We start from the raw sequence: 18,109 nt of genomic DNA on the forward strand, positions 1-18,109 counted from the left end.
CAATATGGGTGTTTATACTGGTATCAGGAGTGACCACCATGAGTCAGACACCGCTTTTTGGCCCAAAAGCGCTGGGCAATTTTTTACGCAGCCAGCGTGAAAATACCTCGCCGGAAAAGCTGGGCTTGCCGATAGCGGCCAGAAGAAGAACCAAAGGGCTACGGCGTGAGGAAGTGGCGCTACTAAGCGGTATCAGTACGACCTGGTATACCTGGATTGAACAGGGCAGGGAAATTGTCGTCTCGGCACAGACGCTGGCTAACATTGCCAGCACGCTGCAAATGAAGTCGGTCGAGCGAGACTATCTGTTTCGACTGGCGCAGCAGAGCGATCCGCAACAAGAACAGGTGCCGGCCATTGAGCAAGCGGTGCTGGCGGCGGTACATCAGGTTAGCGATCCCTGCTACCTGCTTGATTTAACCTGCAATATGCTGGCCTGGAACGCGCCGACAGCTACCCTGTTTCAGGGCTGGCTGGATAGCGATAGCCAGCCGAATATGATGGCGTTCATGTTTCAGCATCCGCTGGCAAAAAGGCTGGTAATCGACTGGGAAGGGCGCGCAAAACGCATTGTGGCCGAGCTGCGTGCGGATACTATGCATTTCCCGCATGACCAGCAGTTAACGGCTTTTGTCAGCCGGATGCAGGAAAACGCCACGTTTCGCGCATTCTGGTCGCTACAGCAGGTCATTGCGCGCGAAGGCGGCGAGCGATCCTTTCGCCACCAGAACCTTGGCGAACTGCACTATCGCCATCTCAGCTGGCAGCTGACCAGTAACCGCTCGCTCAAAATGATTATGCTAATCCCGGAACGAAGAAGCGAGGCTCCGCGGTAGCCTGGCCAGATGAGGTCAGCCGTTCAGGTTAAACGTGCTTAATTTCCGGCTCGCAAAGCACCGGGAAGTTCAGCGAGTTGGCAATAAAGCACTGTTCGTGAGCCTGGTGGTGTAACGCTTTCGCCTGTTCAATATCATCACCGGCACGCAGGGTAATCTGCGGTTTCAGGACTATCTGCGTGAAGCGGCCCTGCTTGCCTTCGGTCATCGTGCCTTCGGCTTTATCGCAGTAGCTCTCCACACAGATCCCCGCTTCGGCACACAAATGCAGATACCAGAGCTTGTGGCAGGCTGACGTTGAAGCCAGCAGCATCTCTTCCGGATTCCAGCGGCTGGCATCGCCCAGAAAAGCGGGATCGGATGAACCTGCAATATCCGCTTTAGCACTGGCGGTTACCTTAAACTGGCGGTCATACGTCCTGTAGGTTTCGGTGCCTTGTCCTTTATTACCGGTCCACTCAACGGTGACGTGATAGTGATGCTCGCGATCTGCCATAGCACTTGTTTCTTCTTGTTGTTAAATGAACAAAAAGGTTAGCGTTTTTCGTCCGCTTTACCCAGACGGAATCCAGCGCTTCAGCTATTTTCAGAAAGATGCCGTAGCTGTTCTGCCGTCATCGTCGCGCCACCGCAGACGACCACCAGCGGTTTTTTAAAGGAAGCCAGCAGGGGATGATTATCGTAAACGCAGGCGAGGCTTGCGCCGCAGGCTAATTCCGTCAGCACCCGGTGGTCATTCAGAAAACGGCTACAGGCGGTGATGGCCTGGCGATCGGAAACCAGCACGCTATGTATGGGATGCGTAGCGGCGCAGCGTAACGCCTGTTCGCAAACCCGTTTCGCGCCCAGCGAACCCGCGATGCTGGTGATGGCGGCCAGCTCTACCGTGGAGCCTGCCTGAAGAGCAGCATGAAAAGATGCCGCGCCTTCTGTCTCTACCGCTATCACCGGCACATCATGCCAGCCGTTGCGCTGTAGACCTTCTACTATGCCGCTCATCAGGCCGCCGCCGCCGACGGAAAGGATTACCGCGTCGGGTTTAACCTCCGTGGCGGCCACCTCGTCAATCAGGCTGGCATGGCCCTGCCAGAGTAGCGGATCGTCAAACGGATGCAGAAAAGCATCATTGTCGCCCATCAGTGAAAGCGCATGCTGATTGGCTTCCTGCCATGAGGCGCCCTGTATCACCACTTCTGCCTCTTCCTGGCGCAACAGTTCGACAGCCCGAGCAGAAGTCGTTTCAGGCACTACCACGATAACGGGAACGCCCAGCTGACGGCCAGCCCAGGCTACCGCCAGGCCCGCGTTGCCGCCGGATGAAGATACAAAGCGCTTAGCGCCTTTGCTTTGGTAATGCTGACAGGCCAGCCCGATGCCGCGAATTTTAAAAGAGCCGGGCGGCTGGAGCGCATCCATTTTTAACCAGACATCACTTCCGGTAATCAGGCTAAGAGGAGTTGACTGGACAAGCGGCGTAGTGAGATGTAACGGCATACTTTTCCTGCGATAAAGGTGGGTAAGAAGAAGATTAAAATATGAATCAATCATAACCCTCTCTATATTTGTTTAAAACGAGGATGAGAATGATTGATACTTTTAAAGCGCTGGCAGCGAGTATACCGGCTGTCAGCCAGGCTAAAACAGCAGACTTTGAGCTGGTATACGACGCGCCAGCGGAAACAACGCTGGCCGCACCTGATTTACGCAGCAGCGCTGCCGTCTGGCAGGAGATGTTTGCTAATGCGCAGACGAAAATCGATATAGCGCAGTTTTACGTGGCTAACGAAGCCGGTTCACGGCTGGATAAGGTTATCCATACGCTGCGGCAGGCTGGCGAACGCGGCGTTAAAATCCGTTTTCTGCTGGACCAGAAAGGCGTGAAGATGAGTACGGCAGAGACAATAGCACAGCTGCAAACCATCCCAGGCCTGACGCTGCGCGTCATTCCCTTCAGCAAGCTGGCCGGCGGCATCATCCACGCTAAATATATTCTGGTGGACGGCAAACAGAGCTTTGTCGGTAGCCAGAACTTTGACTGGCGGGCGCTGGAACATATTCAGGAAACCGGTTTATTGATTAATAGCGGTCGGGTTGTCACGCAAATTGCCGCTATCTTTGACCATGACTGGCATGCGCAACCGCTGCTGGCCGCAGGAGAAAAGGTGCCGGAAAGCGGTACGGACTGGTTACCGGAAGATCTTCGTCGTGGAAGTTACCTTATCGCCAGCCCACGAGCCTGGAATCCGGCAGGCATTGCAGATTCGCAAACGGTCTTACCGCAGCTGCTGGCGTCTGCCAGGCAGCGTATTCGGGTACAGGTGATGGAGTATGCACCGCTCTCCTGTGGCGAAAAGCGTAGCCGTCCTTTTTACGCCGTTATCGACAATGCGCTGCGAGCTGCGGCGGCTCGTGGCGTGCAGGTTGAGCTGATGGTGGCCAGCTGGAATACCGGACAGCCTGAAATTGACTGGCTAAAAAGCCTGGCGCTGGTGCCTGACGTGACGATAAAAGTGGTGACCATACCCGAGGCGAGCAGCGGTTTTATTCCCTGGGCCCGCGTCGTGCACAGTAAAATCATGACGATAGATGATGAGCTGGCGTGGGTAGGCACCAGCAACTGGCGCGGCGGTTATTTTGATCATTCGCGTAATCTGGAGCTGGTGCAAAACGATGCTGCTATGGCAAAACGACTGAACGCGCTCTATTTGCAACTGTGGCAAAGCTGTTACGCGAAACCGTTACGCATTGATGCTGACTATTCCGAGCCTGATCCGGGTGGCCTGAAGCGGGATCCTTCCGGGTCCGATGCTGACAATCGGTAACGCAATCCCTGACTTTTCCCTGCGGCGGAAAGGACTATTGCGTGGCAAAGAGTTATGGGTCTGTCTTTTCTGCCTGGCGCCCGTTTATCAAATCCTGTGAAAGACTTTTGCCATCAGCGCAGCCAGCCCTGGCGTGGTGGTAAGGTTTACCCCAAACAGCAGACGGAAATCCCGGCGAGCATCTCCTTTTTAATGTCGCGCATGTCGCTTTTCATTTCTGAAATATCGCCCTGAACATATCTGACATCGGTTTCCAGCTTTGTCACTTTCGAGTCAGGCTTCACTACATTTCTAATGGCGTTCTCCGCATCCCTTGAAGGTGGCGGTCTTACAATTTTGCTAAAGGAGACGGTACTTTTTTTAGGCACCAGAGAAAAACAATATCAGCAAACAGAAGGCGGCTCGCATTTCTCCTGATGTGTTGCACGGAGGCTTTTCGCTCCTGACGTAATGTATGGATCATAGTAGGATAGGCACAGCCGCCTGCTGGAAGAAACCACTGGTGGTTGGTTACATCGTATAAACATTTACTAAAAATAATGCAGAAATTTATTCATTAATGAAAACGGCAGGGTAAATTAACCGGGCAGCGCGGAGCCACCACGCGACAGAGTAACGGGCAGAGATAGCATTAATGAAGAAATGGATACTGGCGCTGGGTATAGCGCTACTGGCAACACAGGCCAGCGCGGCGGAGCTGGATCCGCAGACGTCCAGCAAAAATTTTTATAGCTGGTATCTGGACGCGCTAAGCAAAGATGAAAGCCCAATTGATGAGCACGACCCGGTATTAAACCAGTACGTTACGCCGCAGCTGCTGCAAAAAATTAACGTCCTGATCAAAAGTCCGGAAGGCATGGATGATGACTTTTTCCTGCAGGATCAGGATTACAGTGATGCCTGGGTAGGTAACGTCAGCGTTAGCCGCTTTACCATTAACGGAGAAACGGCATCGGGCGATGTTGTGCTGGGCAAAGATCCTGACGATCGACAACTGCTGCTGGTCACGATGCGAAAAGATCGTGAAGGCTGGAAGATCGATGACGTAGTCAAAGAGGAAAAATAATCCTGCCAGCCAGCAAAGTGCTGGCAGGGTGCTGCTTACTGGAGATGCGAACTGAACTGCAGCGCGATCGTGTCCAGTAGTTCATAACGTTTGCGGTATTCTGAGCGTTTCTTGCTGGCGATCTCCTCCAGCGGCCGACGGGAAAACGCCAGCGGGACAGCATACAGTTTTGATGAGAGCGGGCTGGCGTTCAGCGTTTCCCAGAACTCGTTATAGCTGGCGTGAAACAGGCTTTTCTTTTTCAGGCGATAGCGCCAGCTGCGGAAGATATGGCCGCTGTCGCTGACGGCCTGAATCTGCGTAATACCCGTAGCGTGGCAGAACAATGTTAGTGTTTCCATCAGCAGACGTTTAGGAAACAGGCCGTAGCAGGCTTTGGTTGCTGTACGGATCATCTCATGTGGCGTATCGCGATGGGCACCCTGGATGCCGCCAATCACCATCACTTGTTTTCCTTGCTGTTCCATTACGGCAAAGGTCACTATCGCCAGCTTAATATCGTCCTGGCTGAAATAAAGATTCACCTCGCCTTCTCTCTCACAGCGCCCGGTACAGGCCATAGTAATAGAGAAGCGCTCGCCATTTTTGCCCGCAAAATTCAGCAACTCCGCACCCTGCTGGCTCAGTAGCGCCTGGCGCAGATGCGCAAAGCGCAGCGTCTTCGCGAACTGGTAGTGATCGATAATTGCCTGCGCACGTGAGGCGACCGGCATGCCGCCATACAGGTAAGGGCGATGAATTTTGCTTGGCAGCGTATGCTGGACCGCCAACATTTCGCGCATTACCGGCTCGCGGGTAATCGCGCCAACGATCTTCATCGTTTGCAGGGGGCAGGACAGAGAGCGCACAAGGTATTTCAGGCGATACTCGCGGTCATACCAGAGCTTTCCCGGTTTTAGCTTGCCCGTTACCAGCGACAAAAAAAGAGTCAGGCTACTTTCCTGATCAGGCGTAAGAATGGTATCGGACATGCTGGTGCTCCAGTGTAAAAGCGGTAGTTGAACACCGGCAACCTCAACGTAAGCTCAATGGGATTTTGCAAGTTAATGCTTTCGTTTAGTGGTTGATAAAATGTTTAATTTTTTCGGCTTTTAACGCAAATTTTTTGAGGAAAATAAGTAGATTAAGTAAAAATACGGCGATGACGTAACGGCGATGTTTGGTGAAAATATAGATAGCGTTGCGCAAACGTCGTAATCTGAAACTTCCCGTACCGAAAGTTTTGGAATCTTTATGTTGGCTGGAGTGCTGTTTGCCCTGTGCGCAGGATTAATGTGGGGACTGATCTTTATTGGGCCGTTGCTGATACCCGATTACCCGGGGGCGCTACAGTCAGTCGGCCGGTACGTTGCCTTTGGGCTGATTGCTTTACCCCTGGCCTGGCAGGATCGCCACCGTTTGCGGCAGCTATCGCGCGGCGACTGGACAGAGGCATTAAAGCTGGCGTTAACGGGTAACCTTCTTTATTACACTTTTCTGGCAAGCGCGATTCAGCGTACCGGCGCGCCCGTTTCCAGTATGATTATCGGTACGCTGCCGGTGGTAATTTCCGTTAGTGCAAATCTGCTTTATGGCCATCATGAAGGGCGGCTGCCGTGGCGTAAGCTTGCGCCGGTCTTACTGTTGGTCGCGCTGGGACTGGGCTGCGTTAATGTTGCAGAATGGCAGGGCAGCTTTCAGCATAACGACCTATTACGCTATTTTAGCGGCATTGGCATGGCCGTTATGGCGATGATCTGCTGGACATGGTATCCACTGCGTAATGCTCGATGGCTGCGTCAGCACCCCCATCATAAAGCTACCACCTGGGCAACAGCGCAGGGTATGGCAACCTTGCCGCTATCGCTGGTGGGCTATCTGCTGGTCAGTTTGCAGTTGCATCTTACCCGGCCTGATTTCCCTTTACCGTTTGGCCCAACGCCCATCATTTTTATCGCGTTAATGATTACGATTGGGCTGCTCTGTTCCTGGCTTGGCGCGCTGTGCTGGAACGAAGCCAGCCAGCGCCTGCCCACCGTGCTGGTGGGGCCGTTGATTGTTTTTGAAACGCTGGCCGCGCTTTCATATACCTTTATTCTTCGTCAAAGCTGGCCTCCGCTAATGACCAGCTGCGGCATTACTGCTTTAATTGTCGGCGTTGTGCTCGCCACACGTATAAAACCGGAAGCGTTAAAAAATACCCTGCCGGGCTAAAAATAATATCAGTGGTTAAAATTGTAAAAAAAAGCACTTTATGTGCTTTTTTTTTGTTGCCGCTGGTCGTAATAATCTGACGCTTCTGCCCGTTTTTGTGATATTGCTCAAATTTTATGGCTGTTTTTAATACAGGAAAAAGTCAGGGCACGGCAAATCGTCTATGACACAACACCAGATTGTTCCGCTATAAGAATAATCGCTAATCCTGTTTCTCCTATTTTTTGCACAGTCCATTCAGGCTGTACATTTCCTGAACCTGTTTTTTTGAGACGGTTTTTCAGATAACAAACCACCTTAAACTCAAATTTTTGGCCGCCTGAAGTCGTTAAGACGACCTCAGGTAAACCTGAATACATTAAAAATACAGGATAAATGTTTAGCCAGCATTACCCTTTTCATACCTATTCATCAGTACACTTAAGGTTTTTTGCATAATTTATGGTATTGATAATGTACGTCATTGACGCTGAACCGCTTCAGTAAAGGGTTGGGGCCATGGAGAGATGGCCTGTAACTGAGAAGAATAATGAGAATCATAAACCATTCATAAACAGAGAATGATTACCATAACTGGAGCTGGCGGCCGATTTTTGGGGCTATCTGTAAGTAAGGTTTATGTCAGAAGTGGCGCATTTATCTTTCGCGACAAAGACAAATGCGCTCATAACTATCTGAAAAAATGATTTTTTTTCTGGTGGCAATCAATTTCAATAGTCTGGGCAGGGATGACTATGAGAATAAACTCATCACTGATTCAGGACTCCACAAAAAAGAACGGCGTTTATTAATAAAGGATCAGAATATTTTAATTTGGTCCTGGGTAATAAAAAACGTACTGTCCTGCAATTACTGATTTTCACAGTTGTAGGGATAATGGTAAACGCTACGGCTAATATCCAGCAAACGGCAGCTGCGACGCGTCCCGATATCAAACGTATCCTGCAGAAAATTAACAGCCTGACGTTTATCGTTGGTAGTAAAGAAGTTTTTCAACACGCTCTGTAGCATCTCTTTGTCGGAGGAGAGCATCTGAAGCTCACGTTCCATGCTGTGAACCTGTTCCTCTAACATTTTGATTCTCCTGCCTTCTTCAGAAAACAATCCGGCATATTTCTTTTTCCAGCTATAGAAGGTGGCCTCGGAAATCCCCAGTTCTTCACAAATCTCCTTAACCTTTACGCCGCATTCAGATGCTTTAATGGCACTGGTGATTTGCTCTTCGGTATATCGTGACTTTCTCATAAATGCTATTACCTTTCTTAACTATAAAGTGATGAGAATGGCTGAACTAAAAAATGGAACTAATTTATCCATTAATCGGGACAGCGACGTTAAGTGCGCGATTTGAATTGCAGGCTTTAAGTTAAGGGATTATGAATAAATATCATCATGGGATTTCTCCTATTTTATTTGCAAAGCTACTGCTTAGCTTTCGATATGCGGGTTTTTGTTATAAATTCGATTCATGCCAGCAGCAAGGCCAGTGTGTAATTCAGAATGATCCAGCAGGCGAACCAAAAAATGTGTGCCAGGATATTCTCCAGCAGCCTCCGTGCTGCCATGTGTGCGTTGTTTGTAATCAAGTCCAGGGAAAATCAGACGATTCGTTAAAAAACGATCTGATAAAGATAAATCTTTTAAATAAGAGCGGCCTCCCTTTGTCCGTAAAATAATATCCCGGATTTTTATTTTGCCAGGTTTAGTCCAGGTTCACTTTCTCTGTTGTAGACAAGGATGTATTGACTGTCGCTATAAGTTATTAGTCCTACAAAGGAAGCTTCAATGAAACACAGTGTCGTCTCTAACGCTGCCTGGATGATGTCAGAGAAGGTCGTCTCAGTATTTGGCGTGATATTTGTTACATCCTATGTTGCGAAATCTTTTGGGCCCTCTGTTTTTGGCCAAATCGCCTTTTCAGCGTCAATTTTTTCAATTGTGCAGACCATTGCTATTTTTGGTACGGAAACCATTCTGTTCAAAAGTATCAGTAAGAACACGGCGAAAGGCATCCGCCTGATGGCAGTAGCAAAGCAGTTACGTATGGCGTTGTTGCTGTTGATGTCATTACCCGTTTTGGCCTGGGTATGGCTGATGATGCGGGAAAATTTTCTGGTTTTTGCCGTTGCTTCATTTTTGTCGGCGATTTTTGTCACGCAGGATATTTTCAGCGTTTACAACAATGCCCGACTTGAATCACGAATGAATACCGTCGCCAACGCAACGGGAATGATTATCAGTTTCGCTATCAGTTTTGCGATTGCCTGGTTCAAACTTAGTCCGCTGCTGTTGTCGCTTTCTATCGTCGCGGTGACGCTGGTGCCTTATCTGATTAAGCGCGCAACGTTTTATCAGGAAAATAGCCTCAGCCCGCCTTCAAAACGTAAACATCGTAGCTATCTGCGCTACCTGTTTCATGCAGGGCTACCGCTGGCGATATCCAGCGTCTTTATTTCAATCCAGGTCAAGCTGGCGCAGTTTTTCCTGGTGGGCGTAGGCTCGGCCCATGAGCTGGGACTGTTTACCGCCGCGAATACGCTGGCCGCTTCCTGGATATTTATCCCGGTGGCCATCATCACCTCCTGCTTCTCCGAGATCTTCAGAGAGCGTGCGGATGTGGCGCTAAAGCTGGCTGGCAGACTCAACGGCTATGTTGCCGCAGTGTCACTACTGATACTGGCCGTCATCGCCGTGTTTGGCGAAAAGTTAGTCAGCATGCTGTATGGCCATGACTATATTGCGGCCGGTAACCTGGTCACGCTGCTGTCACTGGCAACCTGTTTTTCCGCGATGGGTACCGTAGCCTACCGCTATATGGTGAAAGAAGGCGGCTTTAACTATCTGCTGGTAAAAATTGTCTTACTGGTAGCGCTCAGCGTGGTAACCAATTGGTTTTTCATTCGAACCTGGGGACTTTCAGGCGCAGCATGGAGCGTGCTGGCGACGGAAGTTTTGTCTCTGACGCTGATGAATTATTTCTTTAAGAATGGTGTCATTCTTAAAATGCAGCTTTCCTCACTCAATTACAAAACCTATAAGTGAGCAAAAAAATGTTAAATGCAAAAACGGGAATCAAGAAGGCTGCGCTAAGCGTTATCCGAATTATGCCGTGGTCTTGTCAGGACAGATTATATTATTTTCATCGCTTTAAGCGGCTGCCCGACATTCGGCATCCTCAATCTTTTAATGAAAGAGTATTGTTCCGCAAGTTTATTAAAGGCGATTATAACTGTTACGCAGCGTTATCAGATAAGATCCAGGTACGAGATTATATTTCCCACACCATTGGTGAGGAATACCTGATACCGCTGTTGCATACGACAGATAACCCGGAAACCTTATTCGAACTGGAAACGTTGAAAGATACGGTGGTTAAACCTAATCACGGTTCAGGCATGGTAAAAGTTTTTACCGAAGAACCAGACTTTATTGAAAAATATAAGCTTATTGAAGGCTGTGAAGCGTGGCTGAAATGCGATTACTCGCACGAATCACGCGAAATTCACTATCGCTATATCAAGCCGCAGATCATGGTTGAACAGCGCATCGGTGATGAAAAATCCACCGCGATTGATTATAAATTTCATATGTTTAACAAGCAGGATGGCCATTTCGAATATGTTCTGCAGGTTATTTTCAATCGCAGTGATAACCAGCCGCTGTCAATGCTGTTTTATGTAAACAACCTTGATACCTGTTTTTACCGGCGTTTCGATACCGGGCTGGATATTCGCGCTAACAGAGCCTCGCTGGAAGAGGCGCTGGCGCTAAGCAAAAAACTGGCCAGCGATTTCGACTATGTGCGCATTGACTGGTATATCAGCCAGGACAAAGTTTACTTCGGTGAGCTGACCTTCACGCCTGGCGCTGGCCTGATGCCGGTACTGAAGCACGGGCTGGATGAGATGATGGGCAACATGTGGATACAGGATGGACGCTCTGCCACTCTGCCAGAACGTACGCAAACCGCATCGGTTGTCCCGTTAAGAAGCGTTTAATAAGAAGCTAAAGCTAACAGGCCTTATCTGGCCCGCCGGATAAGGCAATTCGTTAAAGAGTACAGGTAAGCTCGCAGCGTCTGACCCGTAAACAGCAAGCTTTCAGGCTTGATACGGCAAGGTCGAAGAGCATTTTTCGTCAGCTGTTTTCATCTTTCTCCTGGCACCAGGGACATGAACCCGGAGCCGTAATACAGGACAGAGGTCGCAGGTAAGTTTTTTTACCCGCGGAGTAAAGCAACTGACGGTTTTTTATGCTTACTGGTAAAAATGAGACGAGAGTGTCGCTGTTCCGGAACGCAAGACACGATGATGGTACGGCTCCCGAACACAGCTTTTCACACACAATTATAAAGCCTGCATATGAGGTAAAAAATGTTAAAACTCAAGGCAGAAATAAGAAAAGGAATCTTTTACCTTTTCAAAAAAATGCCCTGGTCTTACCAGGACAGAATTTATTATCTGCATAAATTTAAAAAGTTACCAAACATACACCAGCCAAAACTGTTTAATGAGAAAGTCCTGTACCGCAAATTTGTCACCGGCGACTATATGCGTTACGGCCTGCTGTCAGACAAGCTGCTGGTGCGGGACTATATCTCGCAGATGATCGGCGACGAATATCTGATCCCGCTGCTGCATGAAACGGCCGATCCCGTCACGCTGCTGGGACTGGGCTCGTTGAAAAACACCGTGGTAAAACCGAATCACGGTTCGGGAATGGTGGAAATTTTTCTGGAAGAACCCGACTGCATTCAGAAGCAGCTGTTAATCAGCCGCTGTGAAGAGTGGCTGAGTCGCGATTTCTCCCATGAAGCGCGTGAAATTCACTACCGCTATATTAAGCCGCGCATCCTGGTTGAACAGTATGTTGGCGACGGCAAGTTTGCTGCCGTTGACTACAAGTTCCATATGTTCAACAAAAAAGACGGCACGTTTGAATACGTTTTGCAGCTAATTTATAACCGTAGCGGTAACTCGCCGCTGTCGATGAACTTCTACGTCAACACGCTGAAATCGTGCTTTTACAAGATCCGCGATACCGGTTTCGACATCAGTGGCGATATGGAAACGCTGGAAAAAGCGCTGGCGCTCAGTAAAAAGCTGGCCAGTGATTTCGATTATGTTCGCGTGGACTGGTACATCAGCGAAGGGCAGATTTACTTTGGCGAGCTGACGTTTACGCCGGGTGCAGGCATGGTGACCGGACTGGATCAGGGACTGGATAAGATCATGGGCGACATGTGGTTGCAGGAACGTAAACCAAAGACGCTGAAATCCGTCGGTGGTGAAACGGCGGCACTGCCAGCAGCGTTAAAGAAAATCTAAAAACAACAAGCCGCATCTTCAGAATGCGGCTTGCCGGTTTGTTAAGGCAGCGGATAATCGGCTGGCGTATGGCTCATCACATCAACAAATACGTCTTTGGTGATATGCCAAAAGTTAAGCAGATTATCCACGCTCAGGGTGATACCCAGCAGGCCGGTAACAAACCAGCATGACATGCCTATTCCTACACCGGTAAAAATGAACGCCATGCCGTTACGGCTACTCTGGCGGCACTTTACGTTAAACGTACTGGCAATAAACATCATGACTGCACTAACCAGTTCCCATCTCATCAGCACCAGGCTAGCGGTTAAGGTACCCATATCTTTAAAACTCCGACAAAACAGGCCTGGCAGTGAAAATTGGACGTCATCTGACCGGACGAAAAGGCCAGGAATGCTTTTCATCTGAACGGTTAGCAAAGGTAAGTGTGATGACGGTCACATTATAGCACCGGGTAAAGTGAGAATTGAACAGTTTTAAAGCCGGTTTTAGACGTTTTTTGTTCAGCGGTGATAAAACAATCCTGGCAGGCGCTGGCTTTACGCCTCTGTGTTAATTAACCTTTTCACAAAGTAATGTAATCGTTAATGATATTTTAACGGAAAAGGGCAGGCTATTTTTTTTGAGACAATTAATGATAATAATTGTCATTAATAAGCCACCGAGAATGAGTCGTTTATTATTTTTGCTCTGCTGACATTTTTGACAATGCCCTGCGGATAAGCATTTTATAAATCTTTTTGGTAATAACTGGATCCTTTAAGAGGAATCTCACGAACGGGAAGTTGTACCAAATGCAGATGAGTTGTAGGATTTTTGATAACTATTTTCTGCTGATTTTATTTTGCGTATCACAGGACTGTAACCCAACATTATTCGGCGCTGGCCGACAGCAGGACTACTTTTAAGCACGATAACAGGGGCCTGTATGTTTGCCAGTGGCTTTCAGGATTGAAAAGCCGTCTCTGCCTGCAGAGAACTTATCTGGCCGATTCAGTATTGCTCCTTGTGTCTGCCTGGCAAGGGAGGATGCATGAATCATGTCCATTTCGGAAAGCGCTTCAGGGCGCAACCCACAGAAAAACCACTACCGACGCTACGTAAATCGCTACGGCGGATCCATTTAATCATTATCCTGGTTTCGCTAACCTTCAGCGGTATCTCGCTTTCCCTGTTATCCGTGGTGGCGCTACGCAACTATGCGGAGAACAATTCAGAGCTGGTCGCAAAGACTATCAGCTACAGTGCTGGCTATGCGGTGGCTACGCACGATGCCACTGCGGCACAGGCTATCCTGGGGGATATCGGTACGGAAACACAGGTTGGCCAGGCCAGAATAGTGGATGCACAGCATCAGGTGCTGGCAAGCTGGTCTGCATCCGACGAGCGCTCCGCGCAGTCGTTCACGAAGGTCGTTGCCCGCTGGCTATTTCCAAAACCCGTCCATATTCCGGTGCATTATGACGGGAAAGAAGTGGGGCAGGTCTGGCTGACCGGCGACGGCCGCCGCGTTATGCATTATCTGTTTCAGGCACTGACGTGGCTAAGTTGCAGTATGCTGATTTCGGCGACGCTGGCTTTTTATCTGTCGCGCCGTATGCATTCGGGCATCGTTAGCGCCTTACAGAATATCGCCTGCGTTACGCATGAAGTTCGTAAGAGACGCGCTTTTTCACTGCGCGTACCTTCTTCTTCTATTGCGGAGCTAAATAAGCTCAGCGGCGATTTTAACAGTCTGCTGGACGAGCTGGCGGACTGGCAGCGTCATTTGCAGAGTGAAAACGATACGCTGTCCCATCAGGTGCGGCACGATGCGCTCACCGGCTTACCTAACCGTACTGCCTTTGAACAGGAACTGCATAAGCAGCTCAGCGATCCGCTTACTGCCGAGCGGGTAGCCGTACTCTTTATTGATGGCGATCGCTTTAAGGAAGTGAATGACCGCTATGGGCACGCGGCTGGCGATCATGTGCTGACGGCAACCGCCCAGCGCCTGCGCGCTCGCGTGCGTAAAGGCGATCTGGTCGCCCGGCTTGGTGGCGATGAGTTTGCCATACTGCTGGTGGCGATTGACAGCGGCGAACAGGCGGGCTGCGTAGCGCAAAATCTGATTGAAGCAATGCGCGAACCTATCTGGCTGGACGACGCTACCCACGTTACCCAGTCGCTCAGCGTAGGAATAGCGCTGGCAAAAAATCACCATACGGGCGAGGCGACCATTGCCCAGGCTGATGCTGCGATGTATCACATTAAAGCGCTGGGCGGCGGCTGGTATTTCTCGCCAGCGCTATGGGAACAGCGACAGGCGACGGCAACGCTTGCCTATGAAGACAGTTAGCGACAGGCGGCACCATTAGCGGGCAGCGCATAAGCGGCGGAGGGGAACTCGCTGCAGTCAAAATAGAGGTGACGCTTCTGCGGACGGCGCATCGTATGGCGATAGGCCGTAGGCGTCTGAGAAAACTGGCGACGAAAAACGCGCGAAAAAGTTTGCTGCGAATCGTAGCCGTACTGCATCGCTATATCGAATACCGGGCGCTGTGTCTGGCGCAGCTCTTCTGCCGCCAGCGTCAGGCGACGTTCACGAATATAGTTACCCAGCGTCTGTTTGGTCACGGCGCGAAACATACGCTGTAAGTGCCATTTCGAATAGCCGGATCGGGCGGCGACCTCATCTATAGAAAGCGTTTTATCAAGATTGCTTTCAATCCAGTCGGTAAGCGTGTGAATGATATCGTCATGCATACTTTTCTTCTCCCTGGCGGCCGGTGGTGAGTTAAACAAAGGCGGAAAAAAGGACATTGCCTTATCAAGGGCTGGAGTATAATTCCTCAAGTTAACTTGAGGTAAAGCGCAAAATGAAAAAAAGTCCCGCCGGTTTGAATAAACGCGAGCTCACCCCTGGCGACGTGTCGGCACGCTGCGGCGTTGCCGTTTCGACGCTGCATTTTTATGAAAGCAAAGGTTTAATTACCAGTTTCCGCAACGGCGGCAACCAGCGCCGCTATCATCGTGATGTACTCCGGCGAGTGGCGGTGATCAAAATTGCCCAGCGCATTGGTATTCCGCTTGCCACTATCGGTGAACACCTTGTGCAGTTTCCGTCAGGCAAGCGCATGTCGCCGAAAGAGTGGACGCAGCTGACGCAAAAATGGCGCGAGGAACTGGATGGGCGCATCGAAACGCTGACTCGCTTGCGGGACGATCTTGACGGCTGCATCGGCTGCGGCTGCTTATCTATGGAAGACTGTCCGCTGCGCAACCCGGACGATCGCCTGGGCGCGCGCGGGACTGGCGCTATCCTGCTGGAACCTGAACCTAAGTAGCGCTCTATACTGATAGCACTCACGTTTCTACAAGGAAAGGTCATGATCACGGTTCACCACCTGAACAACTCGCGTTCGCAGCGCGTTCTCTGGATGCTGGAAGAGCTTGAAACGCCCTATCAAATCAAACAGTACCAGCGCGAAGCGACCATGCTGGCGCCCGATTCGTTAAAAAAAGTCCATCCGCTAGGAAAGTCTCCGGTCATTACCGACGGTAACCGGGTCATTGCCGAATCTGGCGCAATCCTTGAATACCTGGCAGAACGCTACGACGCAGAAAATCGACTGAAACTTTCTGACGAAGAGGAGCGGCTTCAGTCTCGCTACTGGCTGCACTATGCCGAAGGTTCGTTGATGCCGCTGCTGGTGATGAAGCTGATCTTCAGCCGTATGGGACAGGCCCCGGTGCCTTGGTTACTGCGGCCCATCGGCGGGGCTTTTGGCAAGGGCGTGCAAAAAGCTTATCTGGATAAGCAGCTGGCTACCCATAGGGACTTTATTGAGCAACATCTTGCCGCCAATGAATGGTTTGCCGGAAAACAGTTCAGTATCGCTGACGTGCAGATGAGCTTTCCGCTACAGGCACTTAGCGCGCGCGGCGGCGCGGGCCGTTCACCTGCTATTCAGGCATGGCTGGAGAAAGTACAAAACCGTGCGGCCTGGCAGCGCGCGCTGCAAAAAGGCGGTGCGGTGAAGCTCGACTAGCGTATCCCGTCAAATCCCAGACTTCTCTGTTGGCTGAAATGATTGTTCACGTAACGCCGTTCGCGTTTCAGCCGCTTTGCAGCCATAAGAAAGTGCTATTTCGGTCATGCAGGCGAGATGGGTAGAGTCGTCTCTGCACAGCAGGCGCGTAAAAGAGACGAAAATATGCAAACTTAGCGGCAACAGCAGTTGAAAATATGCCCTTAAAGGCAGGATAATCGTTTGCCTTCAGAAAAGGCGCGATATATGTGCCAGGTTAAACGTTTGCTTTTTTACGATCGCCGCCTCGTTTCGAGGGGTTGTCGATCTGCGATGGCTACTCAGGGATGTGAACGTGGAAAAAACCTGTCGCCACGTATCGATAACTCATAAGAAATTTCAGGGGATCTTCATTATGTCGACTCATCATCAGACCGGCGGCTCGTTAGACGCCTGGTTTAAAATCTCTGCGCGCGGCAGTTCCGTTCGTCAGGAGATTTTGGCCGGCCTCACGACGTTCCTTGCCATGGTCTATTCGGTGATTGTTGTGCCATCCATGCTGGGCAAAGCGGGTTTTCCGCCCACTGCCGTTTTCGTTTCTACCTGCCTGGTCGCTGGCTTTGGCTCGCTGATCATGGGCCTGTGGGCCAATCTGCCGATGGCTATCGGCTGCGCTATCTCGCTGACCGCCTTTACGGCCTTTAGCCTGGTGCTGGGCCAGCATATCAGCGTGCCGGTCGCGCTGGGCGCTGTGTTCCTGATGGGCGTGTTGTTTACGCTGATCTCCGCAACCGGTATCCGCAGCTGGATTTTGCGTAACCTGCCGATGGGCGTGGCGCACGGGACGGGTGTGGGTATCGGCCTGTTCCTGCTGCTGATTGCCGCCAACGGCGTCGGGCTGGTGGTGAAAAATCCTATCCCTGGCGCGCTGCCGGTTGAGCTGGGCGATTTCGCATCTTTCCCGGTGATGATGTCGCTGGCTGGCCTGGCGGTGATTTTCGGTCTGGAAAAGCTGCGCGTGCCGGGCGGCATTCTGCTGACCATCATCGCTATTTCCGTGCTGGGGCTGATTTTTGATCCTGCCGTGAAGTATCAGGGGCTGTTCGCTATGCCTTCGCTGTCTGACGCGCAGGGCCATTCGCTGGTCTTTAGCCTGGATATTCTGGGCGCGCTAAAACCTGCGGTGTTGCCAAGCGTGCTGGCGCTGGTGATGACCGCCGTGTTTGATGCGACCGGTACTATCCGTGCCGTGGCGGGACAGGCGAATCTGCTGGATAAAGACAATCAGATTATTAACGGCGGCAAAGCGCTGACGACCGATTCCGTCAGCAGCATTTTCTCTGGTCTGGTCGGTGCATCGCCTGCGGCCGTGTATATCGAATCAGCGGCGGGAACGGCGGCGGGGGGTAAAACCGGTCTTACCGCTATCGTAGTCGGCGTGCTGTTTCTACTGATTCTGTTCCTTTCGCCACTGGCTTACTTAGTGCCGGGCTACGCTACCGCGCCTGCGCTAATGTACGTTGGCCTGCTGATGCTGAGCAACGTATCAAAAATCGACTTTAGCGATTTTGTCGATGCAATGTCCGGTCTGCTGGCGGCGGTGTTTATCGTGCTGACCTGTAATATCGTGACCGGCATTATGCTGGGCTTCGGCTCGCTGGTCATTGGCCGCATCTTTGCGGGCGAATGGCGCAAGCTGAACGTTGGCACCGTGGTGATTGCCGTTGCGCTGGTCGCGTTCTACGCGGGCGGCTGGGCTATCTGATCCCTCCTGCGAGGCCGGTTTTCCGGCCTCTGTTCCAGATTTGTGCCTTTTCCTGCCCGATAACGCATTTCCGGTTTTTCAAGCTAA

The 18,109-nt window shown here is 50.8% G+C and carries 17 protein-coding genes; 11 read left to right on the forward strand and 6 right to left on the reverse strand.

All coding sequences use genetic code 11. The features are described from left to right. Positions 1 to 38: 38 nt before the first annotated feature. Entirely contained in the window at positions 39 to 836 is a 798-nt protein-coding gene (locus KUE00_RS17585) for a helix-turn-helix transcriptional regulator (RefSeq protein ID WP_246761291.1), read from the forward strand. A gap of 28 nt (positions 837 to 864) precedes the next feature. Here KUE00_RS17585 and KUE00_RS17590 read toward each other — a convergent pair whose 3' ends face one another. Beyond that, positions 865 to 1,332 (reverse strand): OsmC family protein, encoded by a 468-nt coding sequence (locus KUE00_RS17590; protein ID WP_246761292.1) that lies wholly within the window; start codon positions 1,330 to 1,332, stop codon positions 865 to 867. An 80-nt stretch (positions 1,333 to 1,412) separates the two neighbouring features. Continuing rightward, entirely contained in the window at positions 1,413 to 2,330 is a 918-nt protein-coding gene (locus KUE00_RS17595) for a pyridoxal-phosphate dependent enzyme (RefSeq protein ID WP_246761293.1), read from the reverse strand. Positions 2,331 to 2,419: 89 nt separating this feature from the next. Between KUE00_RS17595 and KUE00_RS17600 the strand changes: the two genes are divergently transcribed. Both KUE00_RS17600 and KUE00_RS17605 read left to right on the forward strand, forming a co-directional pair. After that, on the forward strand, positions 2,420 to 3,658 hold the full coding sequence (locus tag KUE00_RS17600; RefSeq protein WP_246761294.1) for a phospholipase D-like domain-containing protein: 1,239 nt from the start codon (positions 2,420 to 2,422) through the stop codon (positions 3,656 to 3,658). A gap of 634 nt (positions 3,659 to 4,292) precedes the next feature. Beyond that, entirely contained in the window at positions 4,293 to 4,724 is a 432-nt protein-coding gene (locus tag KUE00_RS17605) for a DUF3828 domain-containing protein (protein ID WP_246761295.1), read from the forward strand. A gap of 35 nt (positions 4,725 to 4,759) precedes the next feature. Here the strand turns inward: KUE00_RS17605 and KUE00_RS17610 are convergent, their stop codons facing one another. Continuing rightward, a complete protein-coding gene (locus KUE00_RS17610; RefSeq protein ID WP_246761296.1) occupies positions 4,760 to 5,695 on the reverse strand; it encodes a VirK/YbjX family protein in 936 nt (311 codons plus the stop codon). Positions 5,696 to 5,957: 262 nt separating this feature from the next. Here KUE00_RS17610 and KUE00_RS17615 point away from each other — a divergent pair, with 262 nt between their 5' ends. Then, on the forward strand, positions 5,958 to 6,917 hold the full coding sequence (locus tag KUE00_RS17615) for a DMT family transporter (protein WP_246761297.1): 960 nt from the start codon (positions 5,958 to 5,960) through the stop codon (positions 6,915 to 6,917). Positions 6,918 to 7,766: 849 nt separating this feature from the next. Here the strand turns inward: KUE00_RS17615 and KUE00_RS17620 are convergent. Continuing rightward, complete coding sequence (locus KUE00_RS17620) at positions 7,767 to 8,162, reverse strand: transposase (protein WP_246761298.1); 396 nt, start codon at positions 8,160 to 8,162, stop codon at positions 7,767 to 7,769. A 540-nt stretch (positions 8,163 to 8,702) separates the two neighbouring features. Between KUE00_RS17620 and KUE00_RS17625 the strand changes: the two genes are divergently transcribed. From KUE00_RS17625 to KUE00_RS17635, 3 genes are all read left to right on the forward strand, one after another. Next, entirely contained in the window at positions 8,703 to 9,959 is a 1,257-nt protein-coding gene (locus KUE00_RS17625; protein ID WP_246761299.1) for an MATE family efflux transporter, read from the forward strand. Positions 9,960 to 9,967: 8 nt separating this feature from the next. Beyond that, positions 9,968 to 10,915: an ATP-grasp fold amidoligase family protein gene (locus KUE00_RS17630; RefSeq protein WP_246761300.1), complete on the forward strand. Its 948-nt coding sequence runs from the start codon at positions 9,968 to 9,970 to the stop codon at positions 10,913 to 10,915. 375 nt (positions 10,916 to 11,290) lie between these two features. After that, the gene (locus tag KUE00_RS17635; protein ID WP_246761301.1) at positions 11,291 to 12,244 is read left to right on the forward strand and encodes an ATP-grasp fold amidoligase family protein; all 954 of its coding nucleotides are present in this window, start codon (positions 11,291 to 11,293) and stop codon (positions 12,242 to 12,244) included. Positions 12,245 to 12,285: 41 nt separating this feature from the next. Here the strand turns inward: KUE00_RS17635 and KUE00_RS17640 are convergent, their stop codons facing one another. Further along, entirely contained in the window at positions 12,286 to 12,567 is a 282-nt protein-coding gene (locus KUE00_RS17640; protein WP_246761302.1) for a YjcB family protein, read from the reverse strand. A gap of 713 nt (positions 12,568 to 13,280) precedes the next feature. On the opposite strand from KUE00_RS17640, the gene dgcN reads away from it, so the two are divergent. Next, positions 13,281 to 14,585, forward strand: coding sequence for a diguanylate cyclase DgcN/YfiN (dgcN, locus tag KUE00_RS17645; protein WP_246761303.1), 1,305 nt, complete (start codon positions 13,281 to 13,283; stop codon positions 14,583 to 14,585). On the opposite strand, the gene soxS is transcribed toward dgcN, so the two are convergent. Next, a complete protein-coding gene (soxS, locus tag KUE00_RS17650; RefSeq protein WP_246761304.1) occupies positions 14,582 to 14,992 on the reverse strand; it encodes a superoxide response transcriptional regulator SoxS in 411 nt (136 codons plus the stop codon). The two genes, dgcN and soxS, sit on opposite strands and share 4 nt — an antisense overlap. Before the next feature lie 113 nt (positions 14,993 to 15,105). On the opposite strand from soxS, the gene soxR reads away from it, so the two are divergent. From soxR to KUE00_RS17665, 3 genes are all read left to right on the forward strand, one after another. Next, entirely contained in the window at positions 15,106 to 15,573 is a 468-nt protein-coding gene (gene soxR / locus KUE00_RS17655) for a redox-sensitive transcriptional activator SoxR (protein ID WP_246761305.1), read from the forward strand. 42 nt (positions 15,574 to 15,615) lie between these two features. Beyond that, positions 15,616 to 16,278, forward strand: coding sequence for a glutathione S-transferase family protein (locus KUE00_RS17660; RefSeq protein WP_246761306.1), 663 nt, complete (start codon positions 15,616 to 15,618; stop codon positions 16,276 to 16,278). Positions 16,279 to 16,672: 394 nt separating this feature from the next. Next, complete coding sequence (locus KUE00_RS17665; RefSeq protein ID WP_246761307.1) at positions 16,673 to 18,022, forward strand: NCS2 family permease; 1,350 nt, start codon at positions 16,673 to 16,675, stop codon at positions 18,020 to 18,022. The last annotated feature ends 87 nt before the right edge of the window (positions 18,023 to 18,109 follow it).

Source organism: Erwinia phyllosphaerae (assembly GCF_019132875.1).
GTDB classification, from domain to species: domain Bacteria; phylum Pseudomonadota; class Gammaproteobacteria; order Enterobacterales; family Enterobacteriaceae; genus Erwinia; species Erwinia phyllosphaerae.

Bases quoted from the DNA above. Each gene is read 5' to 3' on its own strand.
- KUE00_RS17585 (WP_246761291.1), top strand. From the start codon at position 39: ATGAGTCAGACACCGCTTTTTGGCCCAAAAGCGCTGGGCAATTTTTTA.
- KUE00_RS17590 (WP_246761292.1), bottom strand. From the start codon at position 1,332: ATGGCAGATCGCGAGCATCACTATCACGTCACCGTTGAGTGGACCGGT.
- KUE00_RS17595 (WP_246761293.1), bottom strand. From the start codon at position 2,330: ATGCCGTTACATCTCACTACGCCGCTTGTCCAGTCAACTCCTCTTAGC.
- KUE00_RS17600 (WP_246761294.1), top strand. From the start codon at position 2,420: ATGATTGATACTTTTAAAGCGCTGGCAGCGAGTATACCGGCTGTCAGC.
- KUE00_RS17605 (WP_246761295.1), top strand. From the start codon at position 4,293: ATGAAGAAATGGATACTGGCGCTGGGTATAGCGCTACTGGCAACACAG.
- KUE00_RS17610 (WP_246761296.1), bottom strand. From the start codon at position 5,695: ATGTCCGATACCATTCTTACGCCTGATCAGGAAAGTAGCCTGACTCTT.
- KUE00_RS17615 (WP_246761297.1), top strand. From the start codon at position 5,958: ATGTTGGCTGGAGTGCTGTTTGCCCTGTGCGCAGGATTAATGTGGGGA.
- KUE00_RS17620 (WP_246761298.1), bottom strand. From the start codon at position 8,162: ATGAGAAAGTCACGATATACCGAAGAGCAAATCACCAGTGCCATTAAA.
- KUE00_RS17625 (WP_246761299.1), top strand. From the start codon at position 8,703: ATGAAACACAGTGTCGTCTCTAACGCTGCCTGGATGATGTCAGAGAAG.
- KUE00_RS17630 (WP_246761300.1), top strand. From the start codon at position 9,968: ATGTTAAATGCAAAAACGGGAATCAAGAAGGCTGCGCTAAGCGTTATC.
- KUE00_RS17635 (WP_246761301.1), top strand. From the start codon at position 11,291: ATGTTAAAACTCAAGGCAGAAATAAGAAAAGGAATCTTTTACCTTTTC.
- KUE00_RS17640 (WP_246761302.1), bottom strand. From the start codon at position 12,567: ATGGGTACCTTAACCGCTAGCCTGGTGCTGATGAGATGGGAACTGGTT.
- dgcN (WP_246761303.1), top strand. From the start codon at position 13,281: ATGAATCATGTCCATTTCGGAAAGCGCTTCAGGGCGCAACCCACAGAA.
- soxS (WP_246761304.1), bottom strand. From the start codon at position 14,992: ATGCATGACGATATCATTCACACGCTTACCGACTGGATTGAAAGCAAT.
- soxR (WP_246761305.1), top strand. From the start codon at position 15,106: ATGAAAAAAAGTCCCGCCGGTTTGAATAAACGCGAGCTCACCCCTGGC.
- KUE00_RS17660 (WP_246761306.1), top strand. From the start codon at position 15,616: ATGATCACGGTTCACCACCTGAACAACTCGCGTTCGCAGCGCGTTCTC.
- KUE00_RS17665 (WP_246761307.1), top strand. From the start codon at position 16,673: ATGTCGACTCATCATCAGACCGGCGGCTCGTTAGACGCCTGGTTTAAA.